Origin of the sequence: Pacificispira spongiicola, assembly GCF_012926505.1 — a bacterium.
Lineage (GTDB): Bacteria > Pseudomonadota > Alphaproteobacteria > UBA8366 > Aestuariispiraceae > Pacificispira > Pacificispira spongiicola.
The window spans coordinates 38743-53584 of sequence record NZ_JABBNT010000006.1; the positions used below are offsets into that span (position 1 = coordinate 38743).

The window sequence follows — 14842 nt, forward strand, 5'->3', positions numbered from 1 at the left end:
AATGATGAAACGGCATCTCATGGCGGCCGTGCTGGCCTCCCTTTACCTGTCGGCGCCGGTCCTGGCGCAGACGGTTCCGGATCAATCCGTGACGGCAGCGGATGGGGCGACGGAAGACAGTCTCACGCAGCTCGTGGATATCGTTGCACGATCGACGGCGGTCGTTCCGTTGGCGGCGGGGGAACCGGTCGCAGTGGATCTAAGCCTGGTCTCGGTGCCGGGCGCCGAGCCGGGGCTTGCAACCGGCGTCACGGCCAAAGGCTTTGCGCGCTATGTCGATGTCGAGGGCCAGAAAATCGCCCAAGTGGTGCTGACCGGCGTTGCCAAGGGCGAGAAGCAGGAAGCCCTGACGCCGGAGAAGTTTGCAGCGCAATTCGACTTGGAAGATCCGGAACTCAACACGCAATCCGTCACCATCAAGGGGGACGGGCCGGAGCTGGTCTCGGCCCTGCGCCGACTGGCGGAGAATTCAGAAGATGCGCCGGAAGAGGAGCCGCAACAGGTCATCTCGGCGAATGACGACGGTGCAAAGGAGGTCGGCGGCAGCAAGTCTCAGAACGATCAAGCGGGCACTTACACAACGCCGGCTGCGGTCACCGTTGCGGAAGCTTCTGATCCGGTTGAGACCACAATGGTTTCGACGGAAGGCTGTTTGATTGACGTCGATCTGGAAAGCGGACTCGCGAAGGTTCAGAACAAACGGCTGACCCTGATTGACGGCGTGGTGAGTTCCGAGACGGAATGCTCCGATAGCGGTGTCAGCTATCCAATCAAGCGCAGCTATGCCGCTTGTACGTATGACGAAGACCTGGAGACGCTAAAGGCGACGGCGCAGTACCAGCCCTATTATGTCGATGGCGGCGGGAACCGCCAGGACGTGGGCGACGACTGCCTGAAGGATGCGGATCTGGTCTTCGATATCGTACCGGTCGCCTGTCCGATCGATATTAATGTGAGTACCGAGAAGGCGACGCCTCAAGAGAAGCTCGTCTACGTCAATCACGTAAACAAGGATGTCGAAGCGCGGGGCTGTCAGGCCTCCGAGACCAAGGCCCCTGTCGATCTGGTCAAGAGCACGACAGTCTGCGGCATACGCCCGGATTGGGACGCCAAGGAAAGCGTTCAACAAGCCGCCTGGACCTACGAGTTGGACGGCCTTCAATACCAGTACGGCGGCTGCGTTGATACCGATACCGTCTATCCGCACCAATCGGTCTATGTCGATGGCAGCGGAAAGAGCCTGTGCAGCCCGGTAACGGATGCAGACGGTCAACCGATCTCCGCGCAGAAGAAGATCCGGATCACGGTTGGCGACATTCCGACCTTCATCACCGACTGCACGCCGGATGCGGATAAGGCGATTACGCGGACGGAAGAGGGGTGCGCGAACCCGGCGCTTTGGCGCCATGACGTTGCCGGCGGCTGGTCCTATCCGAAGGATCGGTATTACTTCGTTCAGGACGGGAAACAGGTCCCGGTGACGGAGTGCCAAGAATCCGTTGTGTCGGCGGCAGTGCCGCATCAGCACGAGACCAACGGCTGGCAGAACCATGACGATCAGCTCTATGCGCTGCCGCTGACGACGGTCTATATCGAACCGGCTTCGGGCCGCTATGACATCACGACGGCCACGGTGCTGAACGGCGCTGTGCAGCAGCCCTATGTCTTCCAGAACAGTGTGACGGAATGGAACGGACAGACGGAATACGCCGGCTGCGATGCGCTGCGGCTGACAACCGTTTACGAAATCCACGAGCGTCCGGACGGAACGGATTACAAGAAGCCGATCGGTGACGGCACGCCCTACTCAGAGAATTCCTGTTCCTCGGTCGTTCAGACGCCGGTTTGGACGACCAGCAATCCGTCGACATATACGAGACGCCAGGTTTGCACCTTCTGGAAAAACTATGTCGATGGCGGCGACGGGCATTCCTACTCCGTCTGTGAACAATCTGAATGGCGCTATACCCACACGCACTATTATCGCGGCGTTCGGAAACTAAGCCGTGATGACGGGATGACCGTCGAGCAGCACTCCACGGCAGAATATGCGTATTCCTCTCCGGAAACGACGGATGCGAACGAAGCGCCCTCAAGCCCGTTTACGGGCCCGGAGCAAATATCCTGGAATCAGGCGGAGGGCTGGTGATGGGCAACATCGCGATCAGCCCGCTGCTGCGCGAGACCCTGGCGCCGCTGTCTGCGCATTATGACGATCCGGCGACCGTCGAGATCCGCATGACCAAGCCCGGTATCGTCATCACCGATCGGCGCGGGATGGGCAAGCAAGCGGTCAGCGACGATGGACTGACGCTTGCGGCCGTCGAGGCTCTTGCCCGATCCCTCGGCAACTTTCACGGCCTGGGCTTTAATGGAGAGGACCGGCCCAAGCTCTCCTGTGTGCTGCCGGGCGGGCATCGCTTCGAATGCCTGGTCGGCCCGTCCGTCCAGTCCGGCCTGTCGCTCGCGATCCGCTGCAAGCATCCCTTCACGCCGACCTGGGAACAGCTCGGCGCGTCGGCGGCGGTGGTTCGTTATCTGACGGAGGCGGTCGAAGGGGAGCGGAACCTGATCGTCTCCGGCGCCACCAATACCGGCAAGACGACCTTGTTGAACATGCTGCTGGCCGGCCTTCCGGATCATCGCCGCGTGATCGGGGTCGAGGATACGCCGGAATTGTCGCTCGGCCGCTTCTGGGACGGCGTCGGCCTGATCGCGGCCCGGGAGGAGGGCGGCAGTACCTCGACCGGTCTCCAGACCTGGCGGCAGCTCTATGACCATCTCATGCGCGCGACGCCGGATCACATCGTCTTCGGTGAAATCTCGACGCAGAACGCCTTTGCGGCCCTGGCCGCACTGAATAGCGGCGTGACCGGCTTCATGTGCACGATCCATGCGGAGAGCCCGCATCAGGCGATCCATCGCAAGTTCGATCAGAATATCGCCTGGTCCGGAGAGACCATGCCGCGCGTACCGGAGTTCCTCTCCGAACTGGTCGATGTGGTGGTTCAGATCAAACGCGATAGTTCCGGCTTCCGTCGCATCACCGATATCTACGAGCCGATCGAAGATCGCTTCGTCCTGAAGGACGGGAAGGAGATTGGCGCATGATCGCGATCCGTCTCTCTCTCCTGAGCCTGCCTTTGTTGGGCGCCGCCTTCATCCTGTGGCGGTGGCAAGTCGCGATCGGCTTCCAATGGCAGGATGCAAGATGGTGGCAATGGCTTTGGCAGGTGTTGCGCCGGACCGGCGGTCTGCCGGCGGAACTGCTTCATCCAACCTATTATGCCGGTGGCGGCATGATCCTCGGTGCTCTTGTCGTTTTGGTCCTCGCGTCGCGCGCCTCTGCCGCGACTTTGCATGGCGGGCGGGACTCCAAGGCGCTGCACGGCTCGGCTGCCTGGGCAAAGCTTCGGGATATCCGAAGGGCAGGCCTGTTCTCGCCACGCGGCGTCGTGGTCGGCGGCTGGAAAACCTGGTGCAAGATCCGGACCTTGCGCCATGACGGGCCGGAGCATGTCATGGCCTTCATGCCGACGCGCTCGGGCAAGGGGGTGGGGCTCGTCATCCCGACGCTGCTGACCTGGCCGGACTCGGTCCTGGTGCTCGATATCAAGGGCGAGAATTATGCGCTGACCGCCGGCTACCGCGCCTCGATCGGACAGCGCGTCCTGCGCTTCGAACCGACCGCGACGGAAGGCTCGGTGCGTTACAACCCGCTCCAGGAGGTTCGCGCCGATACCCGCCATGTGATTGAGGACTGCCAGAACATCGCCTCCATGATCATTGATCCGGACGGCAAGGGGCTGAAGGATTTTTGGATGCAGTCCGGCTGGGAGTGGCTCTCCGTCGTCATCCTGCATGTTCTGTTCCGGGTTCGGCGCGAGTCCGGACGCCGCGCCAATCTCCATGATGTGAACCGCTTCATGTCGGCCGTGGCGATCGATGCGGCGGAGCGCACGAGCGAGGACAATTTTGAGGAATTCCTGGAAGACATGATCGCCTTCCGTCACGGTGCGAACTGGATCGACGACGAGGTACAGCGCGGCGCGTCGAAGATGCGGATCAAGGCGCATCCGGAGCGTTCCGGCGTTCACAGCTCAGCCGCCGTGCAATTGGCGCTCTATGCCGATCCGATCGTCTCCAAGAATATCGAGGAAAGCGACTTCCGGCTCGACGATCTGATGAACGGCGAGCACCCGGCCTCGCTTTATATCGTCATCCCGCCCTCCGATATCGACCGGCTGCGGCCGCTGACGCGTATTCTCATGAACCAGTTCCTTCGACGCCTCACTTCGGAAATGGAGTTCGGCGAGGGGCGCAGCCTGAAGGGCTACAAGCACCGCTTGCTGCTGATGCTCGACGAGTTCACCTCGATCGGCAAATTGGAGATCTTCGAACGGGCGCTCGCCTTCATGGCGGGCTACGGGCTGAAGGCCTTCATCATCATCCAGGACCTGCGCCAACTCCGGAAGGAATACGGCCGGGACGAGTCGATCACGGCGAACTGCCATATCCGGATCGCCGCTGCGCCCAACGAGGTCGAGACAGCCGAGACCCTCTCCAAAATGGCCGGCACCACCACCGTCGTGCAGCGCAAGCGCTCCCGGTCGGGCAATCCGGGCGTCGCGATCGGCAGCGTCTCGGAAAGCCTTCAGGAGACGACGCGACCGCTTCTGACCGTCGACGAATGCATGAAACTGCGCGGGCTGGAGAAGGATCGCAAGGGCAACGCCAAACGTGCCGGCGACATGCTGATCTTCCCGGCCGGCTCGCCGCCGATCCTCGGCCGGCAGACCCTTTACTTCCAGGACAAGGAATTGCTGCGACGCGCCCGCATGCCGGCGCACGGGCCGGGTGTGGAAATCGAGGAGGCGGCGCCGTCGGAACCGGCCGCGCCGCCGGCGCCCCTGTCATCGGCTGCGACCCTGTCGCCGGTCGATCGCTACGAACAGGCGTTGAACGGGGGAGGGACAGCATGACCAAACGCATGATGAGCGAGATCGACTATGCGGTCGGCTCGCGGCTGCGGCTCCGGCGCGAGGAGGCCGGATTGAGCCGCGAGGCCTTTGCCGAGGAAACCGGCGTCGCTGTGGAGACGCTTCGCGATTACGAGCTCGGCTTCCGGAAGATGCGCAACGCCGATCTCCGGACCTTCGCCGACCGGCTCGGTGTTGAAATCCGCTGGTTCCTCGACGGGATCAAGTTCACCGCGATCACTAATCAGGAAAGGGATGAAGCGTGAGCGACGGTCGAAATGAGATGACCGGCTCGGGTCGCGATCGGAGCTGTCAGAACGCAAAGGCCCAAGCCTTCCCGCTTCGGCTAGAACAACTCTCGGAGTTCCTGGCCACGAGTGAACAGCGCCAAATCGGTCAGCATGTGCCCTTCCGCGTCGTACTTCGCGCCCGGGAGAACGAGGACGGATTTAGGGAGGCCGGCACGGCGGCAAGCATCGCAGTACAGCGCCTCTCTAAGGCGTCCGAGCCGGGTGTTCCGGCTGTACTTCTTAGCTTTCGCCCAGACTTCCGGGTCCATGTTGTGCGGCTTCCGACAGCGGGAGCAGATCACCATGATCGACAGGACGTTATCGATCAGAAAGCCGAGCGTGATGTTGTCGGTGTCCGACGCGCTGTGAGGGGGGTGGGAGGAATGCGCCGGCAGCGGACCAGCCAATTGCGGCGCAGCGCCCGAGATAGCCTTGTCCAATCCCGCCAGGACCTCGCGCCGGAGCGCCGGCACGCCGCTGCCGGGATGGTCCGGCTTCGCCACCAGAATGCGTGCCTTGCGCAGGATGTCGATCGGGACGGCTCTTAGATCACTCATGAGAACACATTTAGAACAAACAAAACGGAAAAGGAAGAGGGTATGACGACAGATCCCAAAGACGAAATCGCCGCGATCGAGCGGCTGACGCTGAAAGGCCTGCCGGTCGCGGTCGATCCGGAGACGGCGGACGCCATGGGGGCATTCGAGGAAGACGCACTCGACGAAGAAACGGCGCGCGAGTCCGGGGGGCCGTCCGATGGCGAATGACACGCGCAAACCCTTCCGTGAGACGGTTGCCGAAGAGTTCACGCGCCTGATCGAGCAGGGCGAGGCCTCCTGGCAGAAACCCTGGGAGCCCAATATCGGCATCTCGGCGCCGTTCAATCCGGTCTCGAACAAGCCCTATCGCGGCATCAATGCCTGGTGGCTGGAACTTCAGGGCTGGGTCGATCCGCGTTGGTTGACCTACCGCCAGGCGCAGGAGATGGGCGCTCAGGTGCGCAAGGGTGAGAAATCCACCTCCGTCGAATACTGGAAATGGACGGAGCGCAGCGCTCTCCTCGACGGCGACGGCAGGCCGGTGCTGGACGAGACCGGCAAGCCTCAGACGGTCGAGTATCGCCTCGATCGGCCGCAGGTCTTCTATGCCAATGTCTTCAACGCCGACCAGATCGATGGGATCGAGCCGTTCCAGGCCCCGCCGATCCGCTTCGAGCCGGTCGAGGAGGCGGAGCGGGTGTTGGCATCCGGCGGCGTCGAGATCCGTCACGACCAGGCCGACCGCGCCTTTTATACGGCGCGGGAGGATCGCATCCATCTGCCGCATAAGGCAGCCTTCCCGAGTGCCTATGAGTATTACGCGACGGCGCTGCATGAGTTGGGCCATGCCAGCGGGCATGAAAGCCGGCTCGCGCGGGAGTTCGGTCCCTTCGGCTCCGAGACCTACGCGGTCGAGGAGCTGCGTGCCGAGATGTCGGCCTACATGGTCGGCCGCGATCTCTCGCTCGGACACTATCCCGAGCGCCATGCCGGCTATGTCGGCTCCTGGCTGAAGGCGATCAAGGACGATCGCAACGTGCTGTTCCGCGCGGCCCGGGATGCCGAGATCATCCGCTCCTGGGTGATGGAGCCGGATCGCCGGCAGGAGCTGGAGCGCATCGCCCAGCAGGGCCGAGATCAATCCCCGCGACAGGAGCTAGCCATGCAGACATCCGAACCGGAGACCAAGACCCGTCACTTCCTGACGGTCCCCTTCGAGGAAAAGGAGGCCGCCAAGGCCGCCGGCGCCAAATGGGACAAGCGCGCCAAATCCTGGTACGCGCCGGAGGGCGTGGATATCGACAAGCTGGCCCGGTGGGACACTCCCACCGACAAGGCGCGAACCGAGTTCAATCCGATCGAGGAGTTCACCGTCTTCCTGCAGGACGCTGGCCTCCTGGTCGACGGCGCCGCCCAAATGGACGGCGAGTGGCATCGTGTCCCGGTCGAGGGCGACAAGCCCGGCCAGAAATCCGGCTCCTATCGCGGCTTCCTCGACGGAGCGCCCAACGGTCAGGCGATGAACTTCAAGACCGGCGAGAAACCCCTCAAATGGGTTGCGACCGGCAACACCCTGTCGAAAGAGGAGATCGACCGATCCCGCCGCGCGGCCGAGGAACGCCGGCAGGAAAGGGAGAAGGAATTGGAGGCCCGGCAGCAGGAGGTCGCTCGGGAGGCGCGGGGGATTTGGAACCAGTCCTCGAGGGGGGATCGATCACATCCCTATCTCATGGCGAAGCAAGTCGGTTGGTATGGGATGCACCAAGACGACAAAGGCGACCTCCTTGTTCCGTTGAGAGACGAGAATGGGGTGATGTGGAACTTTCAGAGGATCTCGCCCGATGGCGAAAAGCGCTTCCTGAAGGGCGGCCGCAAGGCGGGACTCTTTCACACGATCGGGGACATCGAGCAGAAAGGCCCGGTCGTGATCGGCGAGGGCTACTCCACATCGGCAACGATCCACGAGGCGACCGGCCTTCCCGTCGTCGTCGCCTTCGACGCCGGCAATTTGCGCGCCGTCGCCGAGACGATCCGGGAGATATTCCCTGAAACGCGGATCTTCGTCGCCGCTGATGACGACCACGCCAACGACCGCAACGTCGGTCTCCGGAAGGGAGAGGAGGCGGCGAAAGCTGTCGGCGGGATCTCGGTCAATCCGGGTCTGACGCCGGCGGAGCGCGAGGCCGGTATGACCGACTTCAATGACAAGGCGCGGAGCGCCGGCAAGGCGGTCGTGAAGGATATCTTCGACGCGGTAATCGGCCGGCCGCGCTCGCGGTCTCCGGAGCGCAAGACGGGGGAACGCAAGACGGCGGGGCGCGCCCAGTCCCTGGCGATGTGACGGCGCCATGGGAAAGAAGATACTAACCAAGTGCTATCTGGAGCCCGAGGAAAAGGCGGAGCTGGTCGCCAAGGCCGGCGCCGCCAACCTCTCGATCTCCGATTATATCCGGCGGATCGTCACCGGTATGCCGGTGCCGGCGCCGGAACGGGCGAACACGATCCGCGATCTCCTGAAGGTGAACGCGGACCAGGCGCGGCTGGGTAACCTGCTGCGCCTGGCGCTCGATGACGACGGATGGCGTGTGGAAACTCCTACAGAAGAGTGTTCGGTTGAAGGCCTCATCTCAGAAATCCGGCTGATGCAGGAGCAGATGAAAGCCATTGTTCGGCTGCTTTAGGCGATGATTGCCCACAAGGTCATGGAGAAGAAGGAGAGGGCGGCGGACAAACCGCCGCCCTTCTCCAAACGCGCCTATTACATTGCGGCCGCCAAGGAAGGGAACGAGAAGCTCGATCATCTTTGGATCGTCAATGCCAACGCCGGCACAGAGCTCGAGGATCTCGACCTCGCGGTGAAGGAGGTCATGGCGGCGCATAGCCTCAACACCCGCTCGAAGGCCGACAAGACCTACCACCTCGTCGTCAGCTTCGCCGCCGGCGAAAAGCCCGGCCTCGAGGCGCTGAAGGATGTCGAGCGCAACTTCGCTCGGGCGCTCGGCTTCGAGGATCATCCGTGTGTTGCTGGCACGCATGACAATACGGATCACTATCACATCCATATAGCCTATTCGAAGATTCACCCGGAGAAGCTGACGATCCACGAGCCGAAGCAGGATTTTAAGGCGCTCGCGCGGACCTGTCGGGAGATGGAGAAGAAATACGGCCTTCAGCCCGGCATCAAACAGGACAAGGACCCGATCGAGCGGCTGCTGACGCCCAAGGCACGCGATTACGAGGCGACGACCTGGGAGGCCTCGACGGAGCGCAAGATCCTCGAACATCGCGAGCGCCTGGCGGAGACCTTCGGCAAGGCGAAGACCTGGGCGCAACTCCAGGATCTCGCCGCGAAGGAGGGTCTCGCCTTCGCCAAGCGCGGTAATGGTCTAGCGCTATTGACGCTCAAAGGCGGGAAGGGGATCAAGGCCAGCACGCTCGGCCGGAACTTTTCCCGGAAGGCTCTGGAGGAGAAGCTGGGCGCCTTCGAGCCGTCCAGACACACGTCGCCGTCCAAGATGAGCTGGTTCGACCGATTGCGGCCGTCGAAGCGTCTGCCGGGTATGGGGCCGATGTGGCGGCAATATGCGACGATGCGCGGTCGCCAGGCGAAGGCGCCAAGCTTGGTCGGAACGCTCTATCGGAACTGGAAAACGTTTCTCTACGCCGACGCACTGAACGATCCGCTCGCGATGGCGCTGATCATGACCCACAGAGGCATGCTGGATCTGTTGCTGGGCACAGATGCCCAACGATCTGCAAATAGGTCCTCTAGAGCCGCCGCAAACGCGGTTGCAGAGGCGCCAAAGCCCAAAGCGTCGGAGACGACCATCCTCGTAGATCAAGGCACCGCCCCGTACCGACACAAGGAGGGGGCTCCGGAAACTTACTTCGTCACGATCCGGACGGGCGATCAGTCGCCGGCAACGATCTGGGGCAAGGATCTGGCGCGGGCGATTGCAGCAGGGAGAGTTAAACCAGGTGACCCGATCTCAATATCTCTTGATCAAGAAAAGGCTGCGTTCGACACATCGATCCGCCAAGCTGGAGCACGAATGAGGGGGCGGAATATTTGGCGGATTTCTAAAGTTACCGTTAGGGGAATGGACCGAGGGGCGGATCGGTAGTCGGAGAGAATAGAGGCGTAGGCGTTTGTTCTCCATATGAGAATCGTCAAAAGACAGCGCATTGCAGTTTGCTGCCGGTCGTTACGGTGATCTGATGGCGATCTCGTGCTATGAATGTCAGGCGATATGGCGACTGACGGATAGAGGGAAACTGATGCAACGCATTTTGATTGTGGAAGACGACCCTCGTATGCTCGAGCTTCTGACCTCGATACTTGAGGCAGAGGGCTATGCCGTTGATGTAACCGATAACGGTCAGGCCGGTATCGAGAGAGCAATGAGCAATCCGCTACCGGATGCCCTTATCCTGGACCTGAATATGCGCGATGTGCTGGGCTGGGATGTCATCCGATCCATTAGAGGCGCATCGGTTGGCAGTGACGTACCAATTCTTGTTCTCTCGGCATTTGGCTCGGCACAAGATCGGGACGAAGCGTTTGACGCGGGGTGCACGGCCTACGAATCCAAACCGGTGGATCGGGACCGTCTGATCGATCGCGTTAAAGCCGTTCTCAAGTCAAGAAGCCGATGATCTAACTTGCAGAGATCATCCAAACTGCCAAATACGGCGGAATCTCTGAATAGTGCTGCAATGGTACAGTTCCTTCATTCGCCTGGGGATCGTGCTAAAGTAGATTAAATCAAATAGTTTCGTTATATTGGATGCTTCAAACAAGGGTGGGAAAGCGCCGGGAGGGTTGGCCTCTTCTCGTCGATATCGTTGTGCATTGGGCGGGGGGTCGAAGGGCAGACATGAATTATCATCCGGTTCTCGTTGTTGAAGACAACAAAACGACCAGAATGTTGCTGTGTTCTTTCCTGGAAAAGCTGGGCGTCGCATACGAAGAAGCCGAGGATGGTGTCGAGGCGATCAGCAAGCTCCAGCACGGACGCTATAGCTTGGTTTTGTTGGACATCATCCTGCCAAACAAAGACGGATTCGAGGTTCTGCACTGGATGCGAAGCACGGATACGATCATTCCTGTCGTCGCTATCAGTGACATCGCCGGCCAAGGCGACAAATCTATAAGTTATGTAAAGATGGCTCAGTTGTTGGGCGCTGAGGATGGCTTTGGGAAGCCGATCAGAAGCACGGATCTGCGAGAGATTCTGGAGTATCGGCGTAGCATGAAGTAAATGCTACGCGTCTGACCCGATGATCCCGCGAATTTGCTTCAGGCCGGTGTCGATATCGGCGCCGATCCGCTCGACAAGTTCCATGCGCTCGTCCATCGGCATTTCGTGCATCTCTAGGTCTCTAGCGTATTCGGCCGCACGATTGAATCTGAAATTCGCCATCATCCCTCCCATCTCATGTGCGGCGGCCTTGAACTCGATCTGGGACCGTTGGGGGTCTCTCAAACTGGCGAGCACGGTTCTTGTTCCCGATTCAAGAGAGGAGATGAGACCCGGAATGCGATCTTTTGGCAGATCCTTCATCATTTCCAGAAATTCGCTAACGTCGAGCGCTGATTCGTCGTGGTCCGGGTGTTCAGTTGTACTGGAATGATCCCTCACCTGATCGGGCGCCTTCTCTGGGCTGGCGATGTAATGGAGTGCTTTAACAAGATTCGCATGTTTGAGGGGTTTCATCAGAACTGATTGCATTCCGGCAGCGAGATACAATGCAACCTGGTCCGAGAAGACGTTGGCCGTCAGGGCAATGATTGGTAGCTGCGTTTCCGAAACACCTGCGGCACGCACGGTTCTTGTCGCCTCGATGCCGTCCATCTTTGGCATTTGGATGTCCATCAGGACGAGATCGAAAGTATGAGGGTTGCCGAGTATTGTTTCCACGGCCGCCTGCCCATCCTTAGCCAAGGTGACCAAATGGCCATCACCTTCAAGCATCGATTGAATGATGAGCTGGTTCACCTTGTTGTCTTCGGCGACCAAAATGTTCATCGGTGAAATAGAGCTATCCGAAGAATGACTCTGCGCGATCAAATCATCCATAGATCCGGCCGCCAAGGGTAATGTAAGCGTGAAGGTTGAACCCGCCCCAAGTTCAGACCGGACAGTGAGGGTTCCCCCCAATGTCGTTGCCAGTTCATGGGAGATGGCTAACCCAAGGCCGGTTCCTCCCTTCGCCTTGCCTTCCGCTGTTTGACCAAAACGTTCGAAGATGCGGGCTTGCGACTCCTTACGAATGCCAGACCCCGTATCGGTTACGTCGATGGATAGCAGGTGTTTCCCGTCTTTTAGGTCGGAAAGGTGTGGGCAAATTGTGACCGAGCCCTCATCGGTGAACTTTATGGCGTTGCCGATCAGGTTGAACAGTATCTGTTGTATGTGAACCAAATCGCCTTGCAGGGGAGGATAATCGCTCTTCATCGCAAGGACGATATCGATTCCCTTGCTGACGCATTGCGGTTTGAAGATGGAATTCAGGCCGTCAAACAGGGCCGTTAGGTCGATCGGTTCCTCGGTCGATTCGAATACGCCTGCTTCAATACGAGAGAAATCGAGAACCTGGTTGATCAGAGCCAATAAGAATAGTCCGGAGTCCTTGGCTATCTTCAACTTCTCGGCCACAGGCTGGGCAAGAGGGTCCTTTTCTAGAAGTTGGAGTATGCCGAGAATTCCATTCAACGGCGTGCGTATCTCATGGCTCATGCTGGCAAGGAATGCGGATTTCGTCGCGTTCGCTTTACCGGCCTCGTCCGTCATCCGCCGAAGATCGGCCAGCAGGTTGTGGGTTTCTGTCCGGTCTCGAATAGCCGCCACAATAAACTTGCCGTCGGGCGCGGTTGTGTTGGTAAGACTTATGTCTACGTAGATTTCACTGCCGTCACTTCTGACAGCCGTTAGATCGCGCGCAGAGCGGAGCCATCTGTTCTCGGGAGCATTAAGGAAGGCGTTACGAAGCCCCACATGCTGCTCTCGCAATTCGGCCGGCACGAGCATTTCTATATGTTCACCGACCAGTTCCTCCGCAGAATACCCAAGGAGTAGGTGGGAGGCACCGTTTATTCGTCGGATGACACCGTCCGTTGAAACGGAAACCAGTGCATCGGGCGAGTTGTCATACAGATCGTCGGCGTGACGAAGGGCGAGCTTGGCCCGGTCCAACGAATCTTCTCGCCTCTGAACCAGGAGAACCACAACAAACGACAGTGCGGATACAACAACGACAACGGCGTAATTAAGGTAGGCAGCACGATCTAATTTAACCTGAGCATTCGACAATTCGGCAAGTTTCTCCTGCCGGCGCTGAGAGTTGAGCGCAAACATCTTTTGCAATGACGATAGGGCATTTTCGTCCGATACCCGGACGGCGGCGTCAAGCTCATCGACCGTATCCGTATCATGCGCTTGCGCTAGTTCGAATTTAACTTGGTATTCCATAAAGGTCGTTCGAACCTGACGGATATAGCCTTCTTCTTCTTCTGTCGTGACCAAATGAGAGAGATTCGACAACTCGTCGTTCAGCTGGGTAAAACTAGCCTGCAGCCTTTCGGCATATTTTGGGTCGCGTCGGATCACGTAGTTTTTGAAGTCGTGAATGATGCCCCCGTAGCCGATAAGGTTCGAAATACTAAGCAGCGATCGATCAATTTTCTCCGATTCATTAATAAAATCCTCCCACGCGTGTTCGACGTTCTCTGAAATCGTCGAGACGCGATACCCGGCAAATGCAACACAGGCGATCGATATTAAACAAAGCAATCCGACGAGCACCGTGGCGCGTAAAACATTGCCGTTGGGGAGATGTAAGGGCACGATTTCCTCCCGTGCATATGCGGTCGGCATTTGTCGCTTTGCGCACGGTTTCGAAGGCGAAAATTGTGCACGCCGAACCAATCTTCGGCCGAGCTTACACCCAAACACGGGAAAGTATGTCGTTAATTCCGGGTGTTGGCGATCGCTTCAGCCACGCTGTTCAGCTTCGCGGTAACCTGGGCGATGGTGTACGGCTTAACGATATAACCTGATGCGGCAATACGTTGAGCTTGGCTGATCGCCTCTTGATTGGCCTGTGTGGTCACGAAAACGAAGTGGATATCGGTGTTCGTCGGGGCGGCTCCGGATCTGACAAGGCCGGCCAGTTCAAATCCATCCATGATCGGCATTTTGACATCGACGAATGCGATGTCGTATCGATGTTCCTGCAATTCTAGCAAGGCATCAGCGCCGTTTGAGACCGCGACGACCGAATGGATGCCGAGGCCGTTGACTATGCCCTGCAAGAGACGGCGAGAGGGTTCGTTATCTTCGGCAATCAAGATATTGAGTTTGGCGTGGAGTGAGGAAGCGGGAGGCATGGAATGTGTTCCTTCTCTTCGGGCGATGCACAGACCCCTCCGGTAGCGCCCATATCCAGGACGTTAAACATAACAGGTTCGGCAATAAAGGTTGAAACAATTGGCGAGGCGTCTCGGGCTGGGCGCCGCCCATTCGGTTGTGACCAAATCGTCGGCGGAATAGGTGAGCCGTTAACCTTTACCGCGCGTCGGAGATCGCGGCGATCAGTTCTGAAATTTTAACTGGTTTCCGGAAATGCGCCAGAATTGGGATGCCGAAGGCTTCGCTCAAAAGTTCGAATGTTGAAAGATAGTCTCCGTCTTGCGCCGTCATTAGTATGGTTGGTAGTTTCAATCCAACGTTCCCGATTTCTCGGATGACCTCATAGCCGTCTTTCTCAGGCATTATCAGATCAAGGACGAGTACGGTAGACGTCGGATTTGCAGAGACAAGGTTCTGCAGCTTGTCGCAAAACTCGCGACCATTCACATAGTGTTCCACGGAATGGCCAACCGCCGACAAGGCGTCGGATAAAAGAATTGCATCGGCTTCTAGATCTTCGACTAAGAGTATCTTCACTATGAACCCGGTTCTGGTGGATTGAAATGCCATGCGTCTCTAACGGGAAAAGAGCGGATCATCCCGGATAAGTCAATTTTCAACCG

14 protein-coding genes are annotated in these 14842 nt (G+C 59.1%); 10 read left to right on the forward strand and 4 right to left on the reverse strand.

Annotated elements, in window-relative coordinates:
- The first annotated feature begins 1 nt into the window (after position 1).
- The 4 genes from HH303_RS18535 to HH303_RS18550 are packed head-to-tail and all read left to right on the forward strand — an operon-like array spanning position 2 to position 5245.
- Positions 2-2149, forward strand: coding sequence for a hypothetical protein (locus HH303_RS18535; RefSeq protein ID WP_169626894.1), 2148 nt, complete (start codon positions 2-4; stop codon positions 2147-2149).
- Entirely contained in the window at positions 2149-3111 is a 963-nt protein-coding gene (locus HH303_RS18540) for an ATPase, T2SS/T4P/T4SS family (protein WP_169626971.1), read from the forward strand. Before HH303_RS18535 ends, HH303_RS18540 begins: the two co-directional genes overlap by 1 nt.
- Complete coding sequence (locus HH303_RS18545; protein ID WP_169626895.1) at positions 3108-4982, forward strand: type IV secretory system conjugative DNA transfer family protein; 1875 nt, start codon at positions 3108-3110, stop codon at positions 4980-4982. Before HH303_RS18540 ends, HH303_RS18545 begins: the two co-directional genes overlap by 4 nt.
- Positions 4979-5245: a helix-turn-helix domain-containing protein gene (locus HH303_RS18550; protein ID WP_169626896.1), complete on the forward strand. Its 267-nt coding sequence runs from the start codon at positions 4979-4981 to the stop codon at positions 5243-5245. Before HH303_RS18545 ends, HH303_RS18550 begins: the two co-directional genes overlap by 4 nt.
- An 80-nt stretch (positions 5246-5325) precedes the next feature.
- Here HH303_RS18550 and HH303_RS18555 read toward each other — a convergent pair whose 3' ends face one another.
- Positions 5326-5826 carry a hypothetical protein gene (locus tag HH303_RS18555; protein ID WP_169626897.1) on the reverse strand — a complete coding sequence of 167 codons (501 nt, stop codon included), beginning with the start codon at positions 5824-5826 and terminating at the stop codon, positions 5326-5328.
- Positions 5827-5868: 42 nt separating this feature from the next.
- Between HH303_RS18555 and HH303_RS18560 the strand changes: the two genes are divergently transcribed.
- The 6 genes from HH303_RS18560 (at position 5869) to HH303_RS18585 (ending at position 11069) form a co-directional block, all read left to right on the forward strand.
- Positions 5869-6036 (forward strand): hypothetical protein, encoded by a 168-nt coding sequence (locus tag HH303_RS18560; RefSeq protein WP_169626898.1) that lies wholly within the window; start codon positions 5869-5871, stop codon positions 6034-6036.
- The gene (locus HH303_RS18565) at positions 6026-8149 is read left to right on the forward strand and encodes a zincin-like metallopeptidase domain-containing protein (protein WP_169626899.1); all 2124 of its coding nucleotides are present in this window, start codon (positions 6026-6028) and stop codon (positions 8147-8149) included. Before HH303_RS18560 ends, HH303_RS18565 begins: the two co-directional genes overlap by 11 nt.
- Positions 8150-8156: 7 nt before the next feature.
- Positions 8157-8489 carry a plasmid mobilization protein gene (locus HH303_RS18570; RefSeq protein WP_169626900.1) on the forward strand — a complete coding sequence of 111 codons (333 nt, stop codon included), beginning with the start codon at positions 8157-8159 and terminating at the stop codon, positions 8487-8489.
- Between the two features lie 3 nt (positions 8490-8492).
- On the forward strand, positions 8493-9932 hold the full coding sequence (traI, locus tag HH303_RS18575; RefSeq protein ID WP_169626901.1) for a TraI/MobA(P) family conjugative relaxase: 1440 nt from the start codon (positions 8493-8495) through the stop codon (positions 9930-9932).
- 154 nt (positions 9933-10086) lie between these two features.
- Positions 10087-10464 carry a response regulator transcription factor gene (locus HH303_RS18580; RefSeq protein WP_169626902.1) on the forward strand — a complete coding sequence of 126 codons (378 nt, stop codon included), beginning with the start codon at positions 10087-10089 and terminating at the stop codon, positions 10462-10464.
- Between the two features lie 221 nt (positions 10465-10685).
- Positions 10686-11069, forward strand: a complete 384-nt coding sequence (locus HH303_RS18585) for a response regulator (protein ID WP_169626903.1) — start codon at positions 10686-10688, stop codon at positions 11067-11069.
- 3 nt (positions 11070-11072) lie between these two features.
- On the opposite strand, the gene HH303_RS18590 is transcribed toward HH303_RS18585, so the two are convergent.
- The 3 genes from HH303_RS18590 to HH303_RS18600 form a co-directional block, all read right to left on the reverse strand.
- Positions 11073-13655: a hybrid sensor histidine kinase/response regulator gene (locus HH303_RS18590; RefSeq protein WP_169626904.1), complete on the reverse strand. Its 2583-nt coding sequence runs from the start codon at positions 13653-13655 to the stop codon at positions 11073-11075.
- Positions 13656-13777: 122 nt separating this feature from the next.
- Positions 13778-14197 (reverse strand): response regulator, encoded by a 420-nt coding sequence (locus tag HH303_RS18595; protein ID WP_169626905.1) that lies wholly within the window; start codon positions 14195-14197, stop codon positions 13778-13780.
- Positions 14198-14375: 178 nt separating this feature from the next.
- Positions 14376-14789, reverse strand: a complete 414-nt coding sequence (locus HH303_RS18600) for a response regulator transcription factor (protein ID WP_169626906.1) — start codon at positions 14787-14789, stop codon at positions 14376-14378.
- Positions 14790-14842: the final 53 nt, after the last annotated feature.

Excerpts from the sequence above, each read along its gene's own strand:
- HH303_RS18565 (WP_169626899.1), top strand. The coding sequence starts at position 6,026 with ATGGCGAATGACACGCGCAAACCCTTCCGTGAGACGGTTGCCGAAGAG.
- HH303_RS18555 (WP_169626897.1), bottom strand. The coding sequence starts at position 5,826 with ATGAGTGATCTAAGAGCCGTCCCGATCGACATCCTGCGCAAGGCACGC.
- traI (WP_169626901.1), top strand. The coding sequence starts at position 8,493 with ATGATTGCCCACAAGGTCATGGAGAAGAAGGAGAGGGCGGCGGACAAA.
- HH303_RS18595 (WP_169626905.1), bottom strand. The coding sequence starts at position 14,197 with ATGCCTCCCGCTTCCTCACTCCACGCCAAACTCAATATCTTGATTGCC.
- HH303_RS18580 (WP_169626902.1), top strand. The coding sequence starts at position 10,087 with ATGCAACGCATTTTGATTGTGGAAGACGACCCTCGTATGCTCGAGCTT.
- HH303_RS18560 (WP_169626898.1), top strand. The coding sequence starts at position 5,869 with ATGACGACAGATCCCAAAGACGAAATCGCCGCGATCGAGCGGCTGACG.
- HH303_RS18535 (WP_169626894.1), top strand. The coding sequence starts at position 2 with ATGATGAAACGGCATCTCATGGCGGCCGTGCTGGCCTCCCTTTACCTG.
- HH303_RS18550 (WP_169626896.1), top strand. The coding sequence starts at position 4,979 with ATGACCAAACGCATGATGAGCGAGATCGACTATGCGGTCGGCTCGCGG.
- HH303_RS18545 (WP_169626895.1), top strand. The coding sequence starts at position 3,108 with ATGATCGCGATCCGTCTCTCTCTCCTGAGCCTGCCTTTGTTGGGCGCC.
- HH303_RS18570 (WP_169626900.1), top strand. The coding sequence starts at position 8,157 with ATGGGAAAGAAGATACTAACCAAGTGCTATCTGGAGCCCGAGGAAAAG.
- HH303_RS18600 (WP_169626906.1), bottom strand. The coding sequence starts at position 14,789 with ATGGCATTTCAATCCACCAGAACCGGGTTCATAGTGAAGATACTCTTA.
- HH303_RS18540 (WP_169626971.1), top strand. The coding sequence starts at position 2,149 with ATGGGCAACATCGCGATCAGCCCGCTGCTGCGCGAGACCCTGGCGCCG.
- HH303_RS18585 (WP_169626903.1), top strand. The coding sequence starts at position 10,686 with ATGAATTATCATCCGGTTCTCGTTGTTGAAGACAACAAAACGACCAGA.